The sequence below is a fragment of the Croceibacter atlanticus HTCC2559 genome (genome assembly GCF_000196315.1).
In the GTDB taxonomy this organism is placed as follows: domain Bacteria; phylum Bacteroidota; class Bacteroidia; order Flavobacteriales; family Flavobacteriaceae; genus Croceibacter; species Croceibacter atlanticus.
Genome location: NC_014230.1, coordinates 194,795 through 219,650 on the forward strand (window position 1 = coordinate 194,795; position 24,856 = coordinate 219,650).

Below are 24,856 nucleotides of genomic sequence, written 5' to 3' on the forward strand. Positions count from 1 at the left end.
CTAAAATTCTGTAAAAATTGTGTTAAATAAGATAGAAAATGGTCAATTAATTATCTCTAGTGATTTCATGTAATTAATCAGTATCTTTGCACCCTTAATATTTATATAAAGTTGGTTGTAAATTTATGAAGCTAGACGATTTATTAGAAAATGTAGAAGAACGTGGTGACAATCACGCAGGAGCAAGTAGAGAGACCCCATTAAGAGACAACGCTTTTGATCTTGATGACCAAGAAAAAATCACTTTAATACAAGATGATGTAAAGCGTATTTTAGAAACTCTTGGTATGGATCTTACAGACGACAGTCTTAAGGGCACACCTTTACGCGTTGCTAAAATGTTTGTTAAAGAAATTTTTGGCGGTCTACATCCAGACAGAAAGCCAAAAGCATCTACTTTTGAAAACAAGTACCAATACGGTGAAATGCTAGTTGAAAAAAACATTACTGTTTACTCTACCTGCGAACACCATTTACTTCCTATTGTAGGAAAAGCACACGTAGCTTACATCTCAAAAGGAAATGTAGTAGGCCTCTCTAAAATGAACAGAATTGTAGATTACTACGCAAAGCGACCACAAGTGCAAGAGCGATTAACTTTACAAATTGTTGAAGAACTTCAAAAAGTATTAGGCACAGAAGACGTTGCCTGTGTTATAGATGCCAAACACCTTTGCGTAAACAGTAGAGGAATTCGTGATATAGATAGCAGTACTGTTACTAGCGAGTTTGGCGGACAATTTAAAGACAAAGAGACAAAACGCGAGTTTTTAGATTACATAAAACTTGATACCGAATTTTAAATAAAAAAAAAGCGCTGCAATTATGATCTTAGAGCAGGCCAAGAATCTTCAGATTTACAACTCACTTTCTGGACAAAAAGAAATTTTTAAGCCAATAGATGAACATCATGTAGGAATGTATGTATGCGGCCCTACGGTTTATAGCAATGTTCATTTAGGAAATTGTAGGACATTTATTTCTTTCGACTTGGTGTTTCGTTACCTAAAACATCTTGGATACAAAGTGCGCTATGTTCGTAATATTACAGATGCAGGCCATTTAGAGAATGATGCAGAAGTAGGTGAAGATCGTATTGCTAAAAAAGCTCGCCTAGAACAAATTGAACCTATGGAAGTAGTACAACGCTACACTGTAGATTTTCATAACACCTTAGGAAAATTCAATAATCTTCCGCCAAGTATAGAGCCTACCGCTACAGGACATATTGTTGAACAAATTGAAATTATTAAAGACATTATAGACAAAGGCTTTGCTTATGAAGCTAACGGCTCTGTATATTTTGATGTTTTAAAATATAATTCATCTAATAACTATGGCATTTTAAGTGGCCGTAAGTTAGAAGACATGATCGCAAACACAAGAGAACTTGCCGCACAAAGCGACAAGAAAAACCCTCAAGATTTTGCGCTTTGGAAAAAAGCTGAACCACAACACATAATGAGATGGCCTTCGCCTTGGAGTGATGGCTTTCCTGGCTGGCATCTTGAGTGTACTGTAATGAGCACAAAATACTTAGGAGAACAGTTTGATATTCATGGTGGTGGTATGGATTTAAAGTTTCCTCATCATGAATGTGAAATAGCACAAGGCAAAGCAGCTTCGGGTAAAGATCCTGTAAACTATTGGATGCACGCCAATATGCTAACCCTAAACGGTAAGAAAATGGCTAAAAGTACCGGAAACTACATTTTACCTAATGAAATGTTTACTGGTGATAATGATATTTTAAGCAAAGCATATTTACCAAGTGTTGTTAGGTTTTCTATGCTACAAGCTAATTACAGAAGTATTCTTGATTTTAGTGATGAAGCATTATTAGCATCTGAAAAAGGTTACTTTAAACTAATGACCGCTATAAATATGTTAGACAGCCTTCCTACCAGCAACACATCTTCTATAGATGTTGAAACCTGGAAGAACAGCTGCTATACCGCTATGAATGATGACTTCAATAGTCCAGTATTAATAGCTAAGTTATTTGATGCCGTTAAACTTATAAACACAGTTAACGATAACAAAGACACCATTACAAAAGAAAACCTAAGTATTTTAAAGGAAACACTTAATGCGTTTGTATTTGATGTTTTAGGATTAGAAAATGCAAATAGTAATACTGCTACAGATTCTAGCTCAGATAAATTAAGTGGCACTCTAGAACTTCTTATACAACTTAGAGCAGAAGCAAGAGCTAACAAAGACTTTGCTACAAGCGATAAAATTAGAGACGAGTTGGCAAAACTAGATATTGAACTTAAAGATGGTAAAGATGGTACTGTCTTTAATTTATAATATTATATGTTAAGACGCTTTTTCATCATATTAATTAGGGGTTACCAGCGATATATTTCGCCGCTAACCCCTAAAACTTGTAGATACGAACCAACGTGTTCACAATATACTGTTGAAGCGCTACAAAAACACGGCGCTATTAAAGGCAGTTGGCTTGGTATAAAGCGTATTTTTAGCTGTAACCCATTTGGTGGCTCTGGATATGATCCTGTACCTTAATTAATTCTTTTCTTCTTTATTAAAGTAAACTAAGTAATAGTACATCTGTTTTTCTTCATCCCAACCTTTTTCAACAAACTTTTCAGCACTTTCTGGATTAATAAAATCCATTTTAATTTGAATGTTAGTATCTAGGTTAATTGTATTCTTTATAGATTTTCTTGAAGCACTTACTGCTGTATTTGAAATTGGAAACTCTGTTAAGTCTTCAATTTTATACTTAGGGGCTTTCTCTACCTTGTAATGCTTGAATTCTGGAATAAGATCTGGGTTATCAATAACTTCGTTTAAGAACGATGTTTCTTCAAACTTATCATTCTTAGCAAAATGATTAACTGCACGATTCATAAACATCACTTCCTCCTTTTTATCTTCAGCAGGATTTACAACATCTTTAGCAAAATTCTGGCAAAATTTTAAGTAGTTTTTAGTGAAGAAATTATCATCGGCAAAAACATCTACGCCTAAAAACTGCTCTAACCAATATTTGGTATCGTAGCGATTTGAGTCAACAGACAAGATCTTATAACCTTCTTCTTTATTTTTATTAAAAATTAGAGCACCTTTATCTAATTTATTCAAGTTAACACCTTGCTCAAGGATAAGGTCAAGGTTATCTTGTTTTTCTTTAAACTGAAGAAAATCACTTTTTAATTCACTTTTAAAGATCCCTATTGCGCTCATTTTCTCATTATCTAGCTGTACATTTTCAAAGTACACTACATACAGCTCTCCACTTTTAATATGCGGATGACTAGATGTTTCATATAATAATGAAGCAATTTTTTTAGACTGCTCATGAGCCACTTCTGGTTGCTCAAAAATTTTAGAGGCTACATTAAATAGTTCGTGAAACTCTAAATCTGCCTCGTGCGTAAAATTGTAATACGTCTCTTCTTTTTCTCTAAAAGACTTTAAAAAAAATTCTTTTATAAGTGGCGTTAACTCATCACTCAACACATAAGGACTTTGTGACATAAAATAAGATTCATTACGGCTTTTGTTACCTATTCTATGAATACTTAAGTTTTCTATTTGAGCGTTATATAAGTTAATCATTAACTAGTATTATTTTAAATTAATAAATTTTACAAGACAAGTATTAGTTCCAGTTTTCATCAAAATCCAGATTGTCATAATCGTCTATATCTAAGTCGTCCTGAAATTCGTTCTCGTATTCATCACCGCCTAAATCTTCTGCCTCAAACTCTCTATCTGGAGGACTATCTGGCAATTGCCCATGAACATACATAAGGTTAGGGTAATCTACACCTTCTGCCTGTTCAGAAATATCTGCTAGCTCTACATAGAATGTCCACATACTTAAAAAGTCATACACATAAATCATCTTAGTGTTGCTCTGAGAAAAAACATCTTCAATAGCTGTTTCATTCATCATCCTCACTTTACTAACACCTTCACTCATATCAAAAAGCACAATCTCTTCTCCTTGGCTCCACTCATCATCACTAACGTAAAAAGAAGCCATCTCTGTACCATCAAACCCAAAAGATTGGGTAATAACATTGTGTAAATCTTCTAATGAATTTGTTTTTAAAATTTCTATATCTCTAAAAACATCTTCAACAGTATCGAGTACAACTCTAAATCTATAAACCATAGCTTAAAATTTTAAGTGTGCAAAGATACGAGATTACAATAGGAAAAACATAAATATATTACACTGCCTTTTAAAAATAGATACTTAACATTTAGGTTCTTTAGAAAAGCAATATCTTGCCAATTATAAACAAAGATTATTTTATGGCTTTAACTAATAATGACATTTTTAAAAAATTACGAGTTGCATTAAAACTAAGGGATGACGATATTGTACAGATATGTGCGTTGGTAGATTTTAAGGTTACAAAAAGCGAGTTAGGGGCAATTTTTAGAAAAGAAGACCATCCTAAATATGTAGAGTGTGGTGATCAATTTTTAAGAAATTTCCTTAATGGACTAGTTATACATTTAAGAGGACCAATGCCAGACAAAAGAGAGAAAAAAACAACTTAATTTTCTTAATCTACAATTAACCTAATACTCCTATGATATTCCATATAGGATTATTGCGTAACTATTGCAATCCCATTATCTTTGCAACCTTAATTTTATCACTATGATCAATATCACTTTGCCAGATGGCAGTGTAAAAGAATTTGAAGCTGGCGCTACAGCAATGGATGTCGCCAAAAGTATAAGCGAAGGCCTTGCCAGAAACGTTATTTCTGCAAGCTTTAACGGTACAAAGGTAGAAACCACAACACCTCTTCATGAAGATGGTAGCCTAATCTTATTTACATTTCGTGACGAAGAAGGTAAAAAAGCATTTTGGCACTCTACATCTCACGTTATGGCAGATGCTTTACAACAGCTTTATCCTGGTATAAAATTAACCATAGGACCTGCTATTGACAATGGTTTTTATTACGATATAGATTTTGGTGATCAGAAGATTTCTGAAAACGACTTTAAGAAGATTGAAGATAAAATGCTAGAGATAGCACGTGGCAAACACGAGTTTCAATTACGCTCTGTAACTAAAGCCGAAGCTCTAGAGTTTTACAAGAACGAAAACAACCCTTTTAAGGTTGAATTAATTGAGAACTTAACAGATGGTGACATTACTTTTTGTGACCATAGTAACTTTACAGATTTATGCCGTGGTGGCCACATACCTAACACTGGCATTATTAAAGCTGTTAAGCTATTAAATATTGCAGGTGCATATTGGCGTGGCGATGAGAAAAACCCTCAACTTACACGAGTTTATGGAGTTTCTTTTCCAAAGCAGAAAGAATTAAAGGAATACTTAGAGCTTTTAGAAGAAGCTAAAAGACGCGACCACAGAAAGTTAGGAAAAGAACTTAGCTTGTTTACTTTTTCACAAAAAGTTGGTCAAGGTTTGCCGCTATGGCTACCTAAAGGTGCAGCATTAAGAGAACGTCTTGAAAATTTCTTAAAAAAAGCACAGAAAAAGGCTGGATATGAAATGGTTGTAACACCACATATTGGGCAAAAAGAATTATATGTAACATCTGGGCACTATGCCAAATATGGCGAAGACAGTTTTCAGCCAATCTCAACACCAGCAGAAGGCGAAGAGTTTTTATTAAAACCTATGAACTGCCCGCACCACTGCGAAATATACAATAACAGTCCTTGGTCTTACAGAGATTTACCTAAGCGTTATGCAGAATTTGGGACAGTTTACCGTTACGAGCAAAGTGGTGAGCTTCACGGCTTGTCTCGTGTAAGAGGCTTTACCCAAGATGATGCCCATATCTTTTGTACGCCAGATCAATTAGATGAAGAGTTTAAAAAGGTAATAGACCTTACAATGTATGTTTTCTCTAGTTTAGGCTTTGAAAACTTCACAACACAAGTATCATTAAGAGATCCTGAAAATCCTGACAAGTATATTGGTAAAGAAGAAAATTGGGAAAAAGCAGAAAATGCAATTTTAAGTGCTGTTAAAGATAAAGGTCTAAATTACATAGTAGAAACTGGCGAAGCCGCATTTTATGGCCCTAAATTAGACTTTATGGTTAAAGATGCACTTGGCAGAAGCTGGCAACTTGGCACAATTCAGGTAGACTACAATCTGCCAGAACGTTTTGACCTGACATATAAAGGCAGTGACAATGAGTTGCATAGACCAGTTATGATTCACAGAGCTCCATTTGGAAGCATGGAGCGTTTTGTGGCAATATTACTAGAACATACTGCCGGAAACTTCCCATTATGGTTAATGCCAGAACAAGCTATTATCCTATCACTCAGCGAGAAATATGAGAATTACAGCAAAAAAGTTTTAAATTTGCTTGAAAATCACGAAATTCGCGCCCTTACGGATCATAGAAGTGAAACAATGGGTAAGAAGATTCGTGAAGCAGAAGTCAACAAAATACCATATATGTTGATAGTTGGAGAGCAAGAAGAAAATGATGGTACGGTTTCTGTACGTAAACACGGTGGAGAGGATTTAGGAACAATGACAGTTGAAGAGTTTTCAAAACTTGTAAACGAAGAGATTTCTAAAACCCTCAAAACATTTGAAGTTTAACAACAACTGATTTATTTCAGTTTTAAAATAAGTAAGCCATAGCAATACGTAGAAAAAGATCGAGAAGACCTCTAAGAGAAATAAAAGAGGACCCTCATAAGATTAACAACAAAATTAGAGCTAAAGAATTGCGCCTTGTAGGTGACAATGTAGAAATGGGTATATACCCAACAAGAGATGCTATAAAAATTGCTGAAGAGCAAGGATTAGATCTTGTAGAAATTTCCCCTAACGCTGAGCCACCAGTTGCAAAGGTTATGGATTATAAGAAATTTTTATACGAACAAAAGAAACGCGAAAAAGCCATTAAGGCAAAAGCGAGTAAAGTGGTTGTAAAAGAAATTCGTTTTGGTCCCAATACAGATGATCATGACTACGAGTTTAAGAAAAACCACGGTGAGAAGTTCTTAAAAGAAGGCGCTAAATTGAAAGCTTATGTTTTCTTTAAAGGCCGATCTATAGTATTTAAAGATCAAGGAGAAATTCTTTTATTGCGTTTAGCACAAGACCTAGAAGATGTAGGAAAGGTTGAGCAAATGCCAAAACTAGAAGGAAAGCGAATGACAATGTTCATTGCTCCTAAGAAGACAAAATAATATTACTGATTTTAGTAAAGCACTAAAACAGATACAATAAAGAGAGAGTAAAACTTAGGAATTATGCCTAAACAGAAAACAAAATCCAGTGCTAAGAAACGTTTTAAACTAACAGCGTCTGGTAAGATTAAAAGAAAGCACGCGTTTAAAAGTCACATCTTAACAAAGAAGACTAAAAAACAAAAGCTTGCATTAACGCACTCTACTTTGGTACACAAAGCAGATGAGCCTAATGTAAAGATTATGATGAACCTAAAGTAATATTTAGAGACATTATAACTAAGGTTAAATAAATTATAAACCATGGAGTTGGGCCAACAAAAGATCCTAAATTAAGTTAGGGCGCCTACTACAAAAACAATTAAAATTATGCCAAGATCAGTAAATTCAGTAGCTTCAAGAGCCAGAAGAAAAAAGGTGATGAAGCAAGCAAAAGGTTACTTTGGACGTCGTAAAAACGTTTGGACAGTAGCAAAAAATGCGGTAGACAAAGCGATGCAATATTCGTACAGAGACCGCAAGACTAAGAAAAGAAACTTCCGTTCATTATGGATTATGCGTATTAACGCAGGTGCACGTTTAAATGGTATGTCTTATTCTCAGTTTATGGGTGCAGTTAAGAAAAACAATATCGAACTTAATCGTAAGGTATTAGCAGACTTAGCAATGAACCATCCAGAGGCTTTCACAGCAGTTGTCAACAAAGTAAAATAAATTATAACAACATTCTCTCTTAGAAAAACCCTTCAGTTTTACTGAAGGGTTTTTTGTTGTTTTATACATAAGGTGTTGTTATTAAAATAAAAGCTTAACTTCATAACATTATAATATTACCTTATGAAGTTTATTTGTCTTGCCTGCCTCCTAGTATTTTCAGTTTCAATTTCCGCACAATATACAGAAATAGCAACCTTTGAATTTCAACAATTTAACGGCAATACAAAAGAGAACACCAATTACAACACTACCGTATTTAATGCTGGCTTATTATTGGGTTTTAATACAAATTCTAATAAAACTACAACTGTGTTTTTTAGACCCAGTTATCAGCAAAGAATCATTACAGGACCAAACCCACTAAGCCTATACAAACCAGAACTCATCACTGGAATTAGTCACAATTTTAATGACTCTTGGAAAATACAAGGATTTGCTCTAGCTAGACTTGCTTCTAACTTTAACTCTATAGATAATGAGCATTACCAATTTGGTGGAGGCGCATTGGCAACTTATAAGTCTTCTGAACGTTTGTCATACAGGTTTGGAGCATATGCAAGAAAACAACCAAAAGGCGTCTTAGCATTTCCATTTATAGGGTTAAATTATAGGTTTGGAACTAACCGTTGGCAACTAAATGTTTTATTACCACAATATGCTTATCTAAAATACACTGTAAAAGAATCTTCTTGGTATGCTGGATTACGTTTAAACTATGTCACAGAACAATATAGAACAGAGCTTAACAATACTTCATTACACTATATTGAGCTTACAGAGTTTACATCTGAAGTATTTATAGAGTATTATCTAACTAAAGGTTTGGTGGTTTACGGTCGCGCTGGCTTTTTAAATTATCAGAAATACGAACTGTATAATGAGCAGGACTTACTTTTAAACCCTAACACCAGAGAAGTTAAGGATGTACTTACTGGAAGAATAGGCTTAGCTTACCGTATTTTAAATTAAGTTTTCTGCTTTTTCTTTCGAGCAGCAGGAAATAATACATTGTTTAAAATTAAGCGGTAACCAGGTGAAGTTGGATGCAACTCTAACTCTGTCTTTGGGTCTCCTACTCTATGCTGATAATCTTCGGGGTCGTGACCTCCATAAAACGTAAAAAATCCCTTGCCCTTAATACCGTGAATATAGCGCGCTTCATTATTTGTTTTGTTTTCTCCCATTACCAAGACATTACTCTTAATTTCTTTAGAGTCATAAGCCGTAGTTTGTCCCATAAAGCCTTTTACCAAACTGGTGTGGTTTTGGGTAAGCATAGTTGGTATAGGATCCCACTTTGCAGAATAATTCATTAAAGTAAAATAATCTGTAGTACGCGGAATTTTTCTTTTAGGTGTAGTATCAATAGAAGAGAACTCATAAACCATTGGGCTTCGCTCAAGAGTAAAATCTGTAAAAGCAAATGTTTTAGAATAATCTATTTTATTTTGGTAACCAGCTTCGCTTGCATCACCATCAAACATAGGCTCGCAAATATCTACATCTTCAGCAGCTAAGGCAATATCAAAACTATCTGTAGCACTGCACATTGCAAACATAAAGCCGCCACCTACTACATAATCACGAATTTTTAAAGCAACAGCTCTTTTCTCCTCAGACACCTTACTATAACCAAGTTCTTGCGCCAAAGCTTCGGCTTTTTGTTTTTCTTCGATATACCAAGGCGCAGCTCTATATGCTCTATAAAATTTACCGTATTGTCCCGTAAAGTCTTCGTGGTGCAAGTGCAACCAATCATATAATATAAGCTGATCGCTTAAAACCTCTTTGTCATAAACTACCTCGTAAGGAATTTCAGCATATGTTAGCACCATTGTAACAGCATCATCCCAAGGCAAATTTCCTTTTGGAGAATACACGGCAATTTTTGGTGCTTTTTCTAAAACTACAGCTTCCATATTTTGAGAAGGAGAGCTAATCATTGTTAGTATTTCCTCTGTTTTTGAATCGCTTAATGTTTCAAAAGAAATACCTCTTATCTTACATTCATTACGTAACTCTTGAGAATCTGCCATAAGGAAAGAACCGCCACGATAGTTTAGTAACCATTTTACTTTTTGTTGCTTCTGAAGCATCCAATACGTAAGACCGTAGGCTTTTAAATGATCTTGCTGCGTATCTTCATCCATAGGAATGATGATATAGGAAGAAAATCCTTCAGCAGAGATTAAAAGTAGCAGTAGTAAGATAATCTTTTTCATAGTATGAAAAGATACTCAAATTTTATTCCAAATAAATGGTTAGGTTTTAAGAAAAAGGAGTTTAAAATGGAACATCATTCTCATCGTCATTCATATTACTTCCAAAGGCTTGCTCTGGTGATGTAGATGGCATATCTGTACTAAAAGGATTATCATCATCCTTGTTCAATGCAGATTGGAACTCAAATGGAGAATCAAATGTTTCAAGGTTTGCAAAACGACCCAAATGTCCTTCGAATTTAAGACGTATATTATCTAAACCACCGTTACGGTGTTTAGCAATAATAAATTCGGCTTGACCTTCGGTTGGCGTGCGTTCTTCATCATCCCATTCTTCAATCTTATAGTATTCTGGCCTGTATATAAAGGATACAATATCTGCATCCTGCTCGATTGCTCCAGATTCACGAAGGTCACTTAATAATGGACGCTTGCTACCACCACGCGTTTCTACAGCACGAGATAATTGAGATAATGCTATTACTGGCACACTTAATTCTTTAGCTAAAGCTTTTAGGTTTCTAGAAATAGTAGAAATTTCTTGTTCCCTGTTTCCTCCCTTTTGGCTACCACCAGCTGTCATTAACTGCAAATAATCTATCATTATAAGTTTAATACCGTGTTGCGATGCCAAACGCCTAGCCTTTGCTCTTAAATCGAAAATTGAGAGAGAAGGTGTATCATCAATAAACAATGGTGCTTTCTCTAAACCTTTTACCTTAACGTTAAGTTGCTCCCATTCGTGCTTTTCTAAATTACCAGTTCTTAGTTTTTCCGAAGACAATCCTGTTTCAGAAGAAATAAGACGTGTAATTAACTGTACAGAAGACATCTCCAAAGAAAAGAATGCTACTGGTATATTTTGATCTACAGCTACATTTCTTGCCATAGACAATGTGAGCGCTGTTTTACCCATACCAGGACGACCAGCCATAATTATTAAATCACTTGGTTGCCATCCAGAAGTTAACTTATCTACACGCTCAAAACCTGAAGACACACCACTAAGACCTTCTTTGTTCGAAATATCTTCAATCTTTTTCTTTGCTTGTATTACAAGCTCTCTTGCTGTTTCTGAAGATCTCTTAATATTTCCTTGTGTAACTTCATAGAGTTTAGATTCTGCCGTATCTAACAAATCAAAAACGTCTGTAGTTTCATCATAGGATTGCTCAATTATTTCGTTTGAAATTTTAATTAAGCTACGCTGAATATATTTCTGCAAGATAATACGCGCATGAAACTCGATATGTGCAGAAGAAGATACCTTTTGAGTAAGTTGAACTAGGTAAAAATCGCCACCAGCAGCCTCAAGTTTCTGATCTTTCTTAAGTTGCTGAGAAACGGTTAATAAGTCGACAGGCTCACTATTTTCAAACAATTTAAAAATTGCTTCAAAAATATATTGGTGAGACTGCTTATAGAATACATCTGGGTTAAGAATATCTATAATTTCGTCGACCCCTTTTTTATCTATCATCATCGCACCTAACACAACCTCCTCTAAATCAGTTGCCTGAGGTGGCAATTTTCCTTTTTCCAAGGATATAACCTGTCCTCTGTTGTAATTTTTAGATGTTTGCTGATTGACGTTCTCCATAAAGCGAATGTAAAAAATTTAGACTCATGATGCGTGTTAAATACCGTCTTGATATATTAACAATTACCATGTGTACAAGTTGTGGATAACTATATTCTCCTGTTAATAAGCACAAAAAAACCCAAAGCATCAACTTCAGGTTTTTGTGAGCAAGTGGTTTAATGGGGATTAGCCTTTAAAGACTCCCATTTCTGAATATTTATTCATTCTTTGTTCCACTAAATCTTTTGGTGATAAGTCTTTAAACTCTGCATAAGAGCTTGCTATTTTCTCTTTTACCGTTGAGAACGTTTTGTCTCTATCTCTATGTGCGCCACCTAATGGTTCTTTCACAATTTCATCGACTAACTTCATCTTTTTCATGTCTTTAGCTGTAAGCTTTAAAGCCTCTGCAGCTTCTTCTTTATGCTCCCAACTTCTCCATAATATAGAAGAGCAAGACTCTGGAGATATTACAGAATACCAAGTATTCTCTAACATTAATACTTTATCTCCTACACCTATACCTAAAGCACCACCACTAGCACCTTCACCTATTATTACTACAATAATTGGCACTTTAAGGCGTGTCATTTCCAAAATATTTCTTGCAATAGCTTCACCTTGACCACGTTCTTCTGCTTCTAAACCTGGATAAGCACCTGGCGTATCAACAAAACATACTACTGGCACACCAAATTTCTCGGCAGATTTCATAAGGCGAAGTGCTTTACGGTAGCCTTCTGGATTAGCCATACCAAAATTTCTATATTGTCTGGTTTTGGTGTTAAAGCCTTTTTGTTGACCTACAAACATGTAACTCTGGTCTCCTATTTTTCCAAGACCACCAATCATAGCTTTATCATCTTTTACATTTCTATCGCCATGAAGCTCTAAAAATGTATCACCACAAATAGCTTTAATATAGTCTAATGTATAGGGGCGTGAAGGGTGACGAGACATTTGAACACGTTGCCAAGCGGTAAGGTTCTTATATATGTCTTTTTTGGTTTCATTTAGTTTTTTCTCAATTTGCTTGCAGGTTGCCGTAACATCTACTTCGCTCTCTGATCCAATATTTTTTGCTTTTTCATATTGCTCTTCAAGTTCTTTGATAGGCAACTCAAACTCTAAATATTCCATAAAAGGTGTTGTTATTTTAGCTTACAAATATAGCAAACATTTTTTGGGAAGTGAATAATCTAGTTTTAAGATTACACTTAAAACTTATCTCATTTTTCTTCGCTTAGCAAATCTGCCAATACCGTCTTTATTTTTCAGAATTCCATTTAACACTACAGTAGATAAAATTATTAAAGCACCGTAATAAAATTCTGGATTCATTTCTTCTTTACTTCCAAAGATGAAAAATGCTAATATTATACCGTAAACAGGCTCTAAGTTTATAGTTAGCATAATTGTATATGGACTCAGGTACTTCATAACAGCAACAGATGCTATAAATGCATACGCTGTACAAACCGATGCCAACACCAATAACAATAACCAATCTTGATTGCTAAGTTGAAAAAATTCTGAAGTAAATCCTGCTGATGCTTCTCCTATAAAAGTATCAAAACCTAAATAGATTGTAATAGCGATTACGCCAATTAGCAACTCATAAAATGAAATAACTGAAGCATCTCCTTTTTGCGCTAATTTGCCGTTTATCAAGGAAAAAACTGCAGATAAGAATGCAGATATTAATGCTAAAATAATACCTAAAACATAATCTGTTTCTACATTAAATATTATGTAAAGACCTGCAATAACCAAGACACCAAAAAAAACTTCGTACCAAATTACTTTTCGCTTATAGAAAATAGGTTCCATAATTGAAGTAAAGAATGCGCCAGTAGCAATAAGCGCTAGCGTGATAGAGACATTTGAAACTTTTATAGCTTCAAAAAAAGTTAGCCAATGCAAGGCAATTACAATTCCTGCAGATGCCAAAATTAATAGTTGTTTTGCTGTCATTTTTAAAGGTTTCTTTTTATAAAGAATCCACAAAAAAATAAAACCACTTGCTAACCACATTCTATAAAACACTAACGGTAAAGCGTCGATAGATATGAGTGCTCCCAAAACTGCGGTAAAACCCCATATAAAAACAATAACATGAAAATGTAAGTAGCTTTGTAGCTTAGCGTTTGGCATTGTAAAGTAGATAGATTGCTAATATCCCAAAGGACACATTTGGAAACCAGACCGCAACAAGAGGTGAGAAATCACTTTGTTCTGCGATAGTACCTAAAACCTTATCTAGAAAGACAAAACTAAATGCCACCGCAATACCTATTGCTAGGTTAATACCCATACCGCCACGGCGTTTCATTGCAGAAACCGCAACAGCTATAATAGTAAGTATATAAGCCGAAACTGGTGTGCTCCATCTTTTATAAGCAACCACTAAATATCTATTTAAATTCCCTGATCCACGTCGTTTTTCATCTTCAATAAACTTATTAAGTTCATTAAAATTAAGTGTTTCTGCCACGTAGGAATTAGGCGTAAGTTCATCAAACTCAAATGGCAAGATTGTATCTAACTTTCTGTAATGAATTAAAGAATCTCCTCTAGCTCCAACCAAACGTTTATTAAAGTTAGTTAAGGTATACGTTGTGTCTTCCTTATTATACTGTAACCTAGAGGCACTAATCTTATATTCTAACACATTATCCTTAAAATGCTCAAGTGTGAAATTTAGAGCAGATTGCCTTGAAGGATTAAAGTTTGTAGCATAAATAACCTCGTCTTCATTTATTTGCCTGTACACATTTTTGGTTTCTTGTTGGTTGTCTCCTCCACTTTTAAGGTAAGTGTATTTAAACTCATTAAAACCCTTACTAGCAGATGGCGCTAAATACATACCCATTATTAACGCTAATAAACACACTATGGTAGCACCTATTAGGTATGGTCTTAAAAACCTATAAAAAGAAACTCCAGAACTTAAAAATGCTATAATCTCTGTATTGTTTGCTAGTTTTGAAGTAAACCAAATTACCGAGAGAAATAAAAACAGCGGAAATAATAAATTAGCAAAGTAAATGGTGAAGTTTAAGTAATACTCCGCAACTTCAATAAAAGGTACATCATTAGCTAAAATCTTATCAATTTTTTCAGCTAAATTAACTGTAATACCAATTGGTATAAACAACAACAACAAGGTTACAAAAGTTCCCAAGTATCGTTTTAATATGTACCAATCTAATATTTTCATTAAAGGCGTTTGTCCATTTGTTTAACCATCTTATCTTTCCATACTCTAAAAGTACCTGCTAATATTTGCTTACGCGCTTCTCTAGTTAACCACAAATAAAAGCCTAAGTTATGAATTGTAGCAATTTGCTTGCCTAAAAATTCATTTACAGAAAAAAGATGTCTTAAATATGCTTTAGAATACTCTGTATCTACCCAAGTAATGTCCATTTCATCAATAGGAGAAAAATCATCTTTCCACTTGGCATTCTTGATGTTAATTGTACCGTGTGCGGTAAACAACATTCCATTTCGTGCATTTCTTGTAGGCATTACACAGTCGAACATATCTATACCAAGCGCAATATTTTCAAGTATATTAATAGGAGTACCAACACCCATTAAGTAACGTGGCTTTTCTTTAGGCAATATTGCTGTAACAACATCTGTCATAGCATACATCTCTTCGGCAGGCTCTCCAACTGAAAGACCTCCAATTGCATTTCCGTCTGCTCCAACACTTGCTATATAATCTGCAGATTGCTGTCTTAAATCTTTGTAGGTACTACCTTGTACAATAGGAAAGAAGGTTTGCTCATAACCGTATTTAAAAGGTAGCTTTTTTAAATGCGCCACACAACGCTCTAACCACCTATGCGTCATATGCATAGATCGTCTTGCATATTGATAGTCGCACGGATAAGGCGTACACTCATCAAAAGCCATAATTATATCTGCACCTATTGTACGCTGAATTTCCATCACATTTTCTGGAGTAAACGTATGCATACTACCATCTATATGGGATTTAAACTTAACGCCTTCCTCTTTTATTTTTCTATTAGACGATAATGAGTAAACTTGATAACCACCACTATCTGTTAAGATATTACGATCCCAGTTCATAAATTTATGCAACCCACCAGCTTTCTCTAAAATCTCTGTTTGAGGTCTTAAATACAAATGGTACGTATTCCCTAAAATTATATCGGGATTAATATCTTGTTTTAATTCTCTTTGATGCACACCTTTTACAGTACCAACTGTACCAACAGGCATAAAAATTGGAGTTTCAATTTTACCGTGGTCTGTAGTAATTGTTCCTGCTCGTGCTTGAGAGTTTTTATCTGTTGAAAGAAGATCGAATGTCATAGGCTAAAATAGAAGGGCAAAGATAACCAACTGAAATAGATTATCGAATTTGCTTCAAAAATTAATACGAGTTGTTTACTACTTCCTTAAAATCGTTAATAACTGCATTCTTTTAATTTTTTAACCCTTATAACAATGCGTATTTTTGCAGAAAATCAACCTATTCCAAATATGGCAGACATTAAAGCATTAGAGGATTTCGTAACTCAAGTGAGACGAGACATTTTGAGACAAGTACACCGCGTAAATTCAGGACATCCTGGAGGCTCATTAGGTTGTGCAGAATTTTTTACAGCTCTTTACCAAGAGGTAATGACACATAACAGTGATTTTAACATGAACGGTAAAGATGAAGATGTATTCTTTTTATCTAACGGGCATATATCACCTGTTTTTTATAGTGTTTTGGCTAGAAGTGGCTACTTCCCTGTTGAAGAACTTAATACATTTAGACTTATTAATTCTAGATTACAAGGACACCCAACTACCCACGAAGGTTTACCAGGCATACGTATGGCATCTGGCTCTTTAGGGCAAGGCCTGTCTGTTGCAATTGGTGCTGCAAGTTCTAAAAAATTAAATGGAGACGATAAGTTAGTATATGCACTTTTAGGCGATGGCGAATTGCAAGAAGGACAAAACTGGGAAGCATTTATGTATGCTGCAGGTAATGGTATAGACAACTTAATTGCTACTATAGATTTAAATGGGCAACAAATTGATGGCTCGACAGATAAAGTATTACCATTAGGAAATCTTAAAGAGAAGTTTGTAGCTTTTGGATGGGATGTCTTAGAAATTAAAGATGGAAATAATATAAAGGAAGTTATAGATGGCCTAAAGTTAGCTAAAAGCAAAACCGGAAACGGTAAGCCTGTACTTATTCTTATGCATACTGTTATGGGTAACGGTGTAGATTTTATGATGCACACTCACGCTTGGCACGGAAAAGCACCTAATGACGAGCAACTAGAAACTGCTTTAAAGCAAAATCCAGAAACTTTAGGAGACTACTAACGCTATTACTACATTACAATGAAAACATACACTAATACAGGAAATAAAGACACACGCTCAGGATTTGGAGCTGGTTTAACAGAATTAGGAAAAACCAATGAAAATGTAGTGGCACTTTGTGCAGACTTAACAGGATCATTAAAAATGGATGAGTTTAAAGAAAACCACCCAGATCGATTTTTTCAAATAGGTATTGCAGAAGCTAATATGATAGGTATTGCTGCAGGAATGACTATTGGAGGAAAAATACCATTTACAGGAACATTTGCTAACTTTTCAACTGGTCGTGTTTACGATCAGATAAGACAAAGTGTAGCTTACTCAGATAAAAATGTAAAAATCTGCGCATCTCACGCAGGTGTCACTCTTGGTGAAGATGGTGCTACCCATCAAATTTTAGAAGATATCGGATTAATGAAGATGTTGCCAGGCATGACTGTCATAAACACTTGTGACTACAACCAGACTAAAGCAGCAACACTTGCAATAGCAAAACACGAAGGTCCTGTTTATTTAAGATTTGGGCGTCCTAAGGTTTCTAATTTCACGCCTGAAAACGGAACTTTCGAAATAGGAAAAGCTGTTCTATTAAATGAAGGTACAGATGTTACTATTGTTGCTACTGGACATTTGGTTTGGGAAGCTCTATTAGCTTGCGAAGCATTAGAGAAAGATGGTATTTCTGCTGAAGTAATTAACATTCATACAATAAAGCCTTTAGACGAAGAAGCCATAATTAACTCTGTTAAAAAAACGGGATGTATTGTTACTGCTGAAGAGCATAACTATCTTGGCGGCTTAGGAGAAAGTGTTGCAAGAACTCTTTCCCTTAATTTACCAACTCCACAAGAATTTGTAGCTACAGAAGATACATTTGGAGAAAGTGGAACACCTGCACAATTAATGGACAAATACGGTCTTAATGCAGATGCTATTATAGCTAAAGCAAAGCAAGTTATCTCTAGAAAATAGACTTAACTTTTTTAAGAATAAAAAAAGCGTAAACATTTGTTTACGCTTTTTCTTTATTAGAATGTTTTCTTTTTATTCTTCCTCTTCTTCCGGACTACCATCTACATCTGCCTGTAAATAATCTGCAATACCATCATTATTGCTATCTGTAAAAATAATTTCATCTATAGTAATAACACCATCATTATTTAAATCTTCAGAAATAATTTCATCTCTTGTAAGAACTCCATCATTATCATCATCTGCATCTAAATAATTAGGGCCGCCATCTGAATCTGTATCTTCTCCACTTTCAAATTCACTATTTTCTCCAGTTGCATCTTCTAAGAATGACGGAATACCATCATTATCATGATCTGCTTGATTAGATACAAATAATTTAAAACTGAAAATTAATGGAGAATATGTAGGAATAATCCCCACACTACCACTAAAGTAACCTATCCCAGAAGGAAAGAATACCGCTCCAATACCATAATCATCATTAAAAGTTATGGTTCCATCTGTGTTTTCTACAAATCCACTTGCATCTTTAAACTCTGTTATACCAGCAGTAAATCCAGGTATTAAACCACTCGCTGTTAATCCTCCAGGAAGATCAAACCAAATAGGTTGCACAGAACTATCAAAAAGATCATTTGTAAGCAACTCACCTCTATAAGTAACATATGTTGAGTCTGCTGCTGTTGGCGCACGACCAACACCTTCTCTTACTTTAAGAACATATAAGTTATAATCTATATCTGCCTCCTCAACAGTTTTAGTATAAAGTTCTGGCCTGTCAATAAGTGCGATTTTATCTATATTCTCTCCTGCAATTGTATCAAACCTTACCACATAATCAAAATCTTCCGAAGGGTTTTCAAACTCTTCATAATTGTAAAAATGGGTTTCAAGATAGGTTTGTAATTCTAATTGATCTTCTGCATCAACCTCAGCCCTATCTCTATCCGGCACAGGTACAAAATCCTCTGTATCATCATCATTACAAGATACAAGTACAGCTAAAACCAATATAGCTGGAAGTAAAATTTTATTCATTTTCATCATTGCTTAATTTTATGCGCAAGATACAATATTCTTGTATTTTTGCTATACTGTAACGGCTAATCCCCTTAATTAATATGCGAGTAGAAAAATATTTATGGTGTGTAAGATATTTTAAGACTAGAAGTCTTGCCACTAAAGCGTGTAATCTTGGTCGCGTAAAGATAGACGGCCAAAATCTCAAGCCCTCAAGAGAAGTTCATCCCTTAGATGAAATTGAAGTGAGAAAAAATCAGATTAATTATAAAATTAGAGTACTTGACACCCCTAAATCTAGAGTTGGTGCTAAATTAGTTGGATTATATCTTGTAGATATTACACCTGCAGAAAACTTAGAGAAATTAGACCTATTGAGTTATACAAAATCTCAACAGCGCGAAAAAGGTACAGGAAGACCTACTAAAAAAGACCGTAGAGATATTGAGGGTTTTATAGACGATACAGATGACATCTAACTTTTGGGAACAACGATATGCCAATAACAACACTGGATGGGATCTTAACACAGTGTCACCTCCTTTAAAACACTACATAGACACACTTTCTAATAAAACACTTTTTATTTTAATTCCTGGTTGCGGAAATGCTTACGAGGCTGAGTACCTACACAATCAAGGTTTTGAAAATGTCTTTATAGTTGATTTAGCGGAACATCCTTTATTAGAATTCTCTAAGCGCGTACCAGATTTTCCTAAATCTCATATTTTACATCTAGACTTCTTTAACTTAACTCAAAAATTTGATTTAATATTAGAGCAAACATTCTTCTGCGCTTTACACCCAGAACAAAGACTACATTATGCTCATCATACATCTAAGCTTTTAAATAGCAATGGATGTTTAGTAGGCTTGTTTTTCAATAAAGAATTTGATAAAACGGGACCTCCATTTGGCGGTAATAAAAAAGAATACAAAAATCTATTTAAAAACTTATTTAAAATTAAGAAGCTAGAAAATTGCTATAATTCAATAAAACCAAGACAAGGAAGTGAACTCTTTTTTATCTTTGAAAAAAAGTAACTCATGACAACAGCTGAAATTTTATCTGCAGAAGACATTGAACATAAAATTAGAAGGATGGCATTTCAGATTTACGAAGCCAACATTAATGAGTCTTCTGTTATTATTTCTGGGATTTATCCAAATGGACACAAGCTTGCTATAAAGCTTAAAGAGGCTGTTGAAAAAGTATCTAACCTTACTGTTACACTTTGCAAACTAGACATTGACAAGAAAAACCCAATTGGCACAGTAAAGGTTGACGTAAGTGAAGATGTGTATAAAAATAAATCTGTGATTCTCGTTGACGATGTTTTAAACTCTGGCTCTACTTTAATTTATGCAGTAAGTCATTTTTTAAAGGTTCCATTACAACAATTTAAAACCGCTGTTCTTGTAGATAGAAATCATAAAAAATATCCTGTAAAGGCAGACTATAAAGGTATTTCACTATCAACATCAATAAATGAAAATGTTGTCGTAACATTTTCACCTAAAATGAAAGTAACCTTAGAATAATTCTGTAGAAATTTCTTTAGTTAACTCACTCTCAGTTTTAGCATCACAGCCAAGGATCACATCTGCTTGATTATAATAAAAACTACGCTCAAAGAGATGCTTTCTCACAAAATCATTCAATTCTTGCTTACTTTCTATGTGGCTTATTAAAGGCCTATTAATTTTATTACCCCATAACCTATTAACCAAAGCATCTAATGAAAGTTTTAGATATACTGACGTTACCGAATTGGAGTCTTTAATTAAACTTAAATTATTTGCATAACAAGGAGTACCACCACCTAAAGCAACAACACACCTTTCATTACTTTCTATCAAAGCTTTTAACACTTCTGTTTCTTTTTTTCGAAAGGCTATTTCACCATGTTTTTTAAAAAAATCTGAAATGCTAATATCTGTATCTTTTACTATAAGGTCATCTAAATCATAAAAAGGAATATCCGTAACATTAGATATAGCCTTAGCTAAGGTAGATTTTCCACTTCCCATATACCCCATTAAAAAAACCATTAAAACTAATTTAAATTTATAAGTTAGTAAAAATATAACATTTTACCTTTGTCATATAAATTAATGATAGTATATTTGCACCCGCATTAGAGAAATCTAAATATGCATGATCTGGTAGCTCAGTTGGTAGAGCATCTCCCTTTTAAGGAGAGGGTCCTGGGTTCGAGCCCCAGCCAGATCACTTCTTTATTTAAAAAGGCGAAAGCCTTTTTTTTATTAGATCTGGTAGCTCAGTTGGTAGAGCATCTCCCTTTTAAGGAGAGGGTCCTGGGTTCGAGCCCCAGCCAGATCACTTCTTTTGCCCAGATGCTGGAATTGGTAGACAGGCATGGTTGAGGGCCATGTGTCCGTTAGGGCGTGTGAGTTCGACTCTCATTCTGGGCACTTAAACCTTGTTTTCTACAAGGTTTTTTTCAACTCCACAATTTTCAAAATTATTTTTATTATCAAATAAATGAGATTTTAACGTCCTATTTAGTGATATTGCATTCTTTTTATTTAGTTTTGTTTAATCGATTAAATACAATGGTTAAACAAAAATTCAGCATAAAGGATCTTGAAAATCTAAGCGGTATTAAAGCTCATACTATTCGAATATGGGAAAAAAGATACGGCGCATTAGAACCAGACCGTACAGATACTAATATTAGACTGTACGATATCACCAATCTTCAGAAATTATTAAATATATCTTTCCTGAATGATAACGGTTATAAAATCTCTAGGATTTCTAAAATGAGTGACGAAGATGTCATCAAACTCGTGAATAGAATTTCAGCAAGTAAAAGTGATGAAAATAGAGCAATAGCAAAGTTTAAAATTTCAATGATAAATTTTGACGAAATCCTATTTGAAAGCACTTATCAAAAATTGCTTTCAGAAAAAGGATTTCGTGACATATTTAAAGACGTCTTTATTCCTTTGCTTGAAGAGATAGGTCTTTTATGGCAAACAAAAACCATTAATCCTTGTCATGAGCATTTTATAACCAATCTTATAAAACAAAAATTAAGTATTGAGATAGAGAAAGCCCAGAATCCAAATAATTATGATGACAGCAAATTATTTGTTTTATACTTACCGCCTAATGAAATTCATGATTTAGGCTTAAATTATTTTCATTACGAAGTTTTGTTAGAAAACTATAGAGTTATTAATCTAGGAAGCAGCTTGCCTGTATGTGATCTTGAAAACATACTAAACCTACATGAAACTATAATTTTCGCAACATATTTTACAGTACAACCTGAAGACATTCCTTCATACATTAAAGAATTTGAGGAAGTTATTTGTAAAGAGAGCATCAAAGAGCTTTGGGTTATGGGCAGAAAGCACCAAGGTATAGATAAGTCTGGATTTAAAAATAACATAAAGTTTTTCGATACTGTTTCACAAGCCATTTTACAATTACAATATTAATTTGAAGAAAAGAATAGCAATTATAGGCAGTGGTTTTTCTGCATTAGCAAGTGCTTCATACTTAGCAAAAGAAGGTCACCAAGTTACCATTTACGAAAAAAATGACACCGTTGGAGGCCGAGCACGACAGTATAAAAAAGACGGTTTTACTTTTGATATAGGCCCAACTTGGTATTGGATGCCAGATGTGTTTGAGCGATTTTTTAACGATTTCGATAAAAAACCATCAGACTATTATACCTTAGAAAAGCTTTCACCTGCATATAAAGTCGTTTTCTCTGAAACTGAGTCTATTTTAATAGAAGACACATTAACTAAAATATACGCTGCATTTGAGGCTGAAGAAAAAGGCAGCTCAAAACAATTAGAAAAATTTATAACCAAAGCTAAATCAAATTATGATATTGCCATAAAAGATTTAGTTTACAGGCCAGGTGTTTCTCCTCTAGAATTAATAACACCTGAAACCATTAAAAAAATAGGCGCTTTTTTTAGCACTATTTCTAAAGATGTTAGAAAACAATTCAATAATGAAAAATTAATCCAAATACTTGAGTTTCCTGTGCTTTTTTTAGGAGCTAAACCAAGCAATACTCCTGCATTTTATAGCTTTATGAATTATGCAGACTTTGGTTTAGGTACTTGGCATCCCAAAGGTGGTATGTATCAAGTTGTCTTAGGCATGAAAACTTTAGCAGAGTCTCTAGGAGTTAATATTAACACTAATGCAAACGTAGAGGAAATCTTAGTTCAAAATAACTCGGCAACAGGACTTGTTGTAAATGGCGACACAATTACTGCAGATATTGTTTTAAGTGGTGCAGATTATCATCATACAGAAACTTTACTACCTTTAAAACTAAGACAATATTCTGAAACATATTGGAGCAAAAAAACCTTTGCGCCTTCAGCATTACTATTTTATATCGGTTTTGATACCCCTATAATAAATGTAGAGCATCACACTTTATTTTTTGATGTAGATTTCGAGGAGCACTCAAAAGCTATTTATGATGATCCTCAATGGCCGGAAAATCCTTTATTTTATGCAAGTTTTCCTTCCAAAACAGACTCAAGTGTAGCTCCTAAAGGTAAGGAAGCCGGAATTTTTTTAATTCCATTAGCGCCTGGAATTGAAGACACTGAAGCTATTAGAGAAACTTATTTTAAAAAAATAATGACTCGTTTTGAAAATTTAACCAACCAAACAGTTCAAAAAAACGTTATATTTAAAGAGACCTATTGTCTCAATAATTTTATTGAAGATTATAACTCTTATAAAGGCAACGCATATGGTTTGGCAAATACATTATTTCAAACCGCATTTTTAAGACCTAAATTAAAAAGTAAGACTGTAAAAAATCTGTATTTTACAGGACAGTTATCTGTTCCTGGACCAGGTGTGCCACCATCCCTAATTTCTGGAAAATTAGTTGCTGGCCTTATACAAAAACACAACAAGAATTAAATGAAATCTATTTTTGACACCGTTTCTAGAGATTGTAGCAAAGCAGTTACAAACTCTTATAGCACTTCATTTTCATTAGCTTCAAAATTATTAGCACCGTCTATAAGACAAGATGTTTATAATGTATACGGCTTTGTAAGATTTGCTGATGAGATTGTAGACTCTTTTCACAATTATGATAAAGAAACTTTATTAAACGATTTTGAGGAAGATTTAAAAAAAGCTGTAAGAGATAAAATTAGCTTAAACCCTATATTAAATTCGTTTCAGGAAACAGTTCATAAATTTAATATAGAAGAAGAATTCTACATGTCTTTTTTAAGAAGCATGAGGTTAGACCTTTATAAATCTAAGTACCTTACAAAAGAAGAATATGAAGATTATATTTACGGCAGTGCAGATGTTGTAGGCTTAATGTGCTTAAAAGTATTTGTAAAAGGAGATCAACAAAAATTTGATGACCTTAAGGAAGACGCCATGAAATTAGGCTCTGCTTTTCAAAAAGTAAATTTCCTGAGAGATCTTAAAGCAGATCTAGAAGATTTAAATAGAAGTTATTTTCCCAATACAAACCTTCAAAAATTAGACGAGAATAGTAAGAAAAGGATTATTGAAGAAATTGAATTAGATTTTAAAGCTGGTCTGAATGGCATACAAAGGTTACCTGTAGAAGCAAAATTAGGCGTTTATACAGCTTATGTGTATTATTTGAGGTTACTGCACAAATTAAAGAAAACACCATCTCTAGAGATCCGCAATAAACGCATACGAGTACCTAATTATGAAAAAGCAGGATTAATGGCAAAATCTTACGTAACCTGCAGATTAAATTTATTATAG

27 protein-coding genes and 3 tRNA genes are annotated in these 24,856 nt (G+C 34.1%); 20 read left to right on the forward strand and 10 right to left on the reverse strand.

Annotation, left to right across the window (positions count from 1 at the left end; translation table 11 throughout):
- Nucleotides 1–125: 125 nt before the first annotated feature.
- The 3 genes from folE to yidD are packed head-to-tail and all read left to right on the forward strand — an operon-like array spanning nucleotide 126 to nucleotide 2,532.
- The gene (folE, locus tag CA2559_RS00785; RefSeq protein ID WP_013185927.1) at nucleotides 126–803 is read left to right on the forward strand and encodes a GTP cyclohydrolase I FolE; all 678 of its coding nucleotides are present in this window, start codon (nucleotides 126–128) and stop codon (nucleotides 801–803) included.
- 22 nt (nucleotides 804–825) lie between these two features.
- Entirely contained in the window at nucleotides 826–2,313 is a 1,488-nt protein-coding gene (cysS, locus tag CA2559_RS00790) for a cysteine--tRNA ligase (protein WP_013185928.1), read from the forward strand.
- A 6-nt stretch (nucleotides 2,314–2,319) separates the two neighbouring features.
- Nucleotides 2,320–2,532, forward strand: a complete 213-nt coding sequence (yidD, locus tag CA2559_RS00795; RefSeq protein WP_013185929.1) for a membrane protein insertion efficiency factor YidD — start codon at nucleotides 2,320–2,322, stop codon at nucleotides 2,530–2,532.
- Here yidD and CA2559_RS00800 read toward each other — a convergent pair whose 3' ends face one another.
- Both CA2559_RS00800 and CA2559_RS00805 read right to left on the reverse strand, forming a co-directional pair.
- On the reverse strand, nucleotides 2,533–3,591 hold the full coding sequence (locus CA2559_RS00800; protein WP_013185930.1) for a nucleoid-associated protein: 1,059 nt from the start codon (nucleotides 3,589–3,591) through the stop codon (nucleotides 2,533–2,535). It abuts the gene before it with no gap.
- 43 nt (nucleotides 3,592–3,634) lie between these two features.
- Nucleotides 3,635–4,153 carry an IS1096 element passenger TnpR family protein gene (locus tag CA2559_RS00805; protein ID WP_013185931.1) on the reverse strand — a complete coding sequence of 173 codons (519 nt, stop codon included), beginning with the start codon at nucleotides 4,151–4,153 and terminating at the stop codon, nucleotides 3,635–3,637.
- A gap of 143 nt (nucleotides 4,154–4,296) precedes the next feature.
- Here CA2559_RS00805 and CA2559_RS00810 point away from each other — a divergent pair, with 143 nt between their 5' ends.
- From CA2559_RS00810 to CA2559_RS00835, 6 genes are all read left to right on the forward strand, one after another.
- Nucleotides 4,297–4,548 carry a DUF1456 family protein gene (locus tag CA2559_RS00810; protein WP_041241059.1) on the forward strand — a complete coding sequence of 84 codons (252 nt, stop codon included), beginning with the start codon at nucleotides 4,297–4,299 and terminating at the stop codon, nucleotides 4,546–4,548.
- 103 nt (nucleotides 4,549–4,651) lie between these two features.
- A complete protein-coding gene (thrS, locus tag CA2559_RS00815; protein ID WP_013185933.1) occupies nucleotides 4,652–6,598 on the forward strand; it encodes a threonine--tRNA ligase in 1,947 nt (648 codons plus the stop codon).
- Nucleotides 6,599–6,678: 80 nt separating this feature from the next.
- Complete coding sequence (gene infC, locus CA2559_RS00820; protein ID WP_262485276.1) at nucleotides 6,679–7,194, forward strand: translation initiation factor IF-3; 516 nt, start codon at nucleotides 6,679–6,681, stop codon at nucleotides 7,192–7,194.
- A gap of 63 nt (nucleotides 7,195–7,257) precedes the next feature.
- A complete protein-coding gene (gene rpmI, locus CA2559_RS00825) occupies nucleotides 7,258–7,455 on the forward strand; it encodes a 50S ribosomal protein L35 (RefSeq protein WP_013185935.1) in 198 nt (65 codons plus the stop codon).
- A gap of 108 nt (nucleotides 7,456–7,563) precedes the next feature.
- Nucleotides 7,564–7,908 (forward strand): 50S ribosomal protein L20, encoded by a 345-nt coding sequence (gene rplT / locus CA2559_RS00830; RefSeq protein WP_013185936.1) that lies wholly within the window; start codon nucleotides 7,564–7,566, stop codon nucleotides 7,906–7,908.
- Between the two features lie 123 nt (nucleotides 7,909–8,031).
- On the forward strand, nucleotides 8,032–8,880 hold the full coding sequence (locus CA2559_RS00835; RefSeq protein ID WP_013185937.1) for a DUF6268 family outer membrane beta-barrel protein: 849 nt from the start codon (nucleotides 8,032–8,034) through the stop codon (nucleotides 8,878–8,880).
- Here the strand turns inward: CA2559_RS00835 and CA2559_RS00840 are convergent.
- The 6 genes from CA2559_RS00840 to tgt all read right to left on the reverse strand — a co-directional run bounded on the left by CA2559_RS00840 (nucleotide 8,877) and on the right by tgt (nucleotide 16,065).
- Nucleotides 8,877–10,133 carry an asparagine synthetase B gene (locus CA2559_RS00840; RefSeq protein WP_174258539.1) on the reverse strand — a complete coding sequence of 419 codons (1,257 nt, stop codon included), beginning with the start codon at nucleotides 10,131–10,133 and terminating at the stop codon, nucleotides 8,877–8,879. The genes CA2559_RS00835 and CA2559_RS00840 overlap by 4 nt on opposite strands.
- A 61-nt stretch (nucleotides 10,134–10,194) precedes the next feature.
- The gene (dnaB, locus tag CA2559_RS00845; RefSeq protein WP_013185939.1) at nucleotides 10,195–11,733 is read right to left on the reverse strand and encodes a replicative DNA helicase; all 1,539 of its coding nucleotides are present in this window, start codon (nucleotides 11,731–11,733) and stop codon (nucleotides 10,195–10,197) included.
- Nucleotides 11,734–11,901: 168 nt separating this feature from the next.
- A complete protein-coding gene (locus CA2559_RS00850; RefSeq protein WP_013185940.1) occupies nucleotides 11,902–12,855 on the reverse strand; it encodes an acetyl-CoA carboxylase carboxyltransferase subunit alpha in 954 nt (317 codons plus the stop codon).
- Between the two features lie 84 nt (nucleotides 12,856–12,939).
- Nucleotides 12,940–13,869 (reverse strand): DMT family transporter, encoded by a 930-nt coding sequence (locus CA2559_RS00855; RefSeq protein WP_013185941.1) that lies wholly within the window; start codon nucleotides 13,867–13,869, stop codon nucleotides 12,940–12,942.
- Nucleotides 13,856–14,935 (reverse strand): LptF/LptG family permease, encoded by a 1,080-nt coding sequence (locus CA2559_RS00860; protein ID WP_013185942.1) that lies wholly within the window; start codon nucleotides 14,933–14,935, stop codon nucleotides 13,856–13,858. The genes CA2559_RS00855 and CA2559_RS00860 overlap by 14 nt, the downstream gene beginning before the upstream one ends.
- Nucleotides 14,935–16,065, reverse strand: a complete 1,131-nt coding sequence (gene tgt / locus CA2559_RS00865; protein ID WP_013185943.1) for a tRNA guanosine(34) transglycosylase Tgt — start codon at nucleotides 16,063–16,065, stop codon at nucleotides 14,935–14,937. Before tgt ends, CA2559_RS00860 begins: the two co-directional genes overlap by 1 nt.
- Before the next feature lie 171 nt (nucleotides 16,066–16,236).
- On the opposite strand from tgt, the gene CA2559_RS00870 reads away from it, so the two are divergent.
- On the forward strand, nucleotides 16,237–17,082 hold the full coding sequence (locus CA2559_RS00870; RefSeq protein WP_041241060.1) for a transketolase: 846 nt from the start codon (nucleotides 16,237–16,239) through the stop codon (nucleotides 17,080–17,082).
- Between the two features lie 18 nt (nucleotides 17,083–17,100).
- Complete coding sequence (locus CA2559_RS00875; RefSeq protein ID WP_013185945.1) at nucleotides 17,101–18,054, forward strand: transketolase family protein; 954 nt, start codon at nucleotides 17,101–17,103, stop codon at nucleotides 18,052–18,054.
- A gap of 72 nt (nucleotides 18,055–18,126) precedes the next feature.
- Here CA2559_RS00875 and CA2559_RS00880 read toward each other — a convergent pair whose 3' ends face one another.
- Complete coding sequence (locus CA2559_RS00880; RefSeq protein ID WP_238524716.1) at nucleotides 18,127–19,095, reverse strand: FKBP-type peptidyl-prolyl cis-trans isomerase; 969 nt, start codon at nucleotides 19,093–19,095, stop codon at nucleotides 18,127–18,129.
- Between the two features lie 83 nt (nucleotides 19,096–19,178).
- On the opposite strand from CA2559_RS00880, the gene CA2559_RS00885 reads away from it, so the two are divergent.
- The 3 genes from CA2559_RS00885 to CA2559_RS00895 are packed head-to-tail and all read left to right on the forward strand — an operon-like array spanning nucleotide 19,179 to nucleotide 20,619.
- On the forward strand, nucleotides 19,179–19,556 hold the full coding sequence (locus CA2559_RS00885; protein WP_013185947.1) for an RNA-binding S4 domain-containing protein: 378 nt from the start codon (nucleotides 19,179–19,181) through the stop codon (nucleotides 19,554–19,556).
- Nucleotides 19,546–20,121, forward strand: coding sequence for a class I SAM-dependent methyltransferase (locus tag CA2559_RS00890; RefSeq protein WP_013185948.1), 576 nt, complete (start codon nucleotides 19,546–19,548; stop codon nucleotides 20,119–20,121). Before CA2559_RS00885 ends, CA2559_RS00890 begins: the two co-directional genes overlap by 11 nt.
- Before the next feature lie 3 nt (nucleotides 20,122–20,124).
- Nucleotides 20,125–20,619: a phosphoribosyltransferase family protein gene (locus CA2559_RS00895; protein ID WP_013185949.1), complete on the forward strand. Its 495-nt coding sequence runs from the start codon at nucleotides 20,125–20,127 to the stop codon at nucleotides 20,617–20,619.
- Here CA2559_RS00895 and CA2559_RS00900 read toward each other — a convergent pair.
- Nucleotides 20,611–21,129, reverse strand: coding sequence for a shikimate kinase (locus tag CA2559_RS00900; protein WP_148232759.1), 519 nt, complete (start codon nucleotides 21,127–21,129; stop codon nucleotides 20,611–20,613). The genes CA2559_RS00895 and CA2559_RS00900 overlap by 9 nt on opposite strands.
- Nucleotides 21,130–21,237: 108 nt before the next feature.
- Here CA2559_RS00900 and CA2559_RS00905 point away from each other — a divergent pair.
- The 6 genes from CA2559_RS00905 to CA2559_RS00930 all read left to right on the forward strand — a co-directional run bounded on the left by CA2559_RS00905 (nucleotide 21,238) and on the right by CA2559_RS00930 (nucleotide 24,856).
- Nucleotides 21,238–21,310 (forward strand) — tRNA-Lys (locus CA2559_RS00905).
- A 38-nt stretch (nucleotides 21,311–21,348) separates the two neighbouring features.
- A tRNA-Lys gene (locus CA2559_RS00910) sits at nucleotides 21,349–21,421 on the forward strand.
- Between the two features lie 8 nt (nucleotides 21,422–21,429).
- Nucleotides 21,430–21,513 (forward strand) — tRNA-Leu (locus tag CA2559_RS00915).
- Nucleotides 21,514–21,654: 141 nt separating this feature from the next.
- A complete protein-coding gene (locus CA2559_RS00920; RefSeq protein WP_013185951.1) occupies nucleotides 21,655–22,548 on the forward strand; it encodes a MerR family transcriptional regulator in 894 nt (297 codons plus the stop codon).
- A gap of 1 nt (nucleotide 22,549) precedes the next feature.
- Nucleotides 22,550–24,016, forward strand: a complete 1,467-nt coding sequence (locus CA2559_RS00925) for a phytoene desaturase family protein (RefSeq protein ID WP_013185952.1) — start codon at nucleotides 22,550–22,552, stop codon at nucleotides 24,014–24,016.
- Entirely contained in the window at nucleotides 24,017–24,856 is an 840-nt protein-coding gene (locus CA2559_RS00930) for a phytoene/squalene synthase family protein (protein WP_013185953.1), read from the forward strand.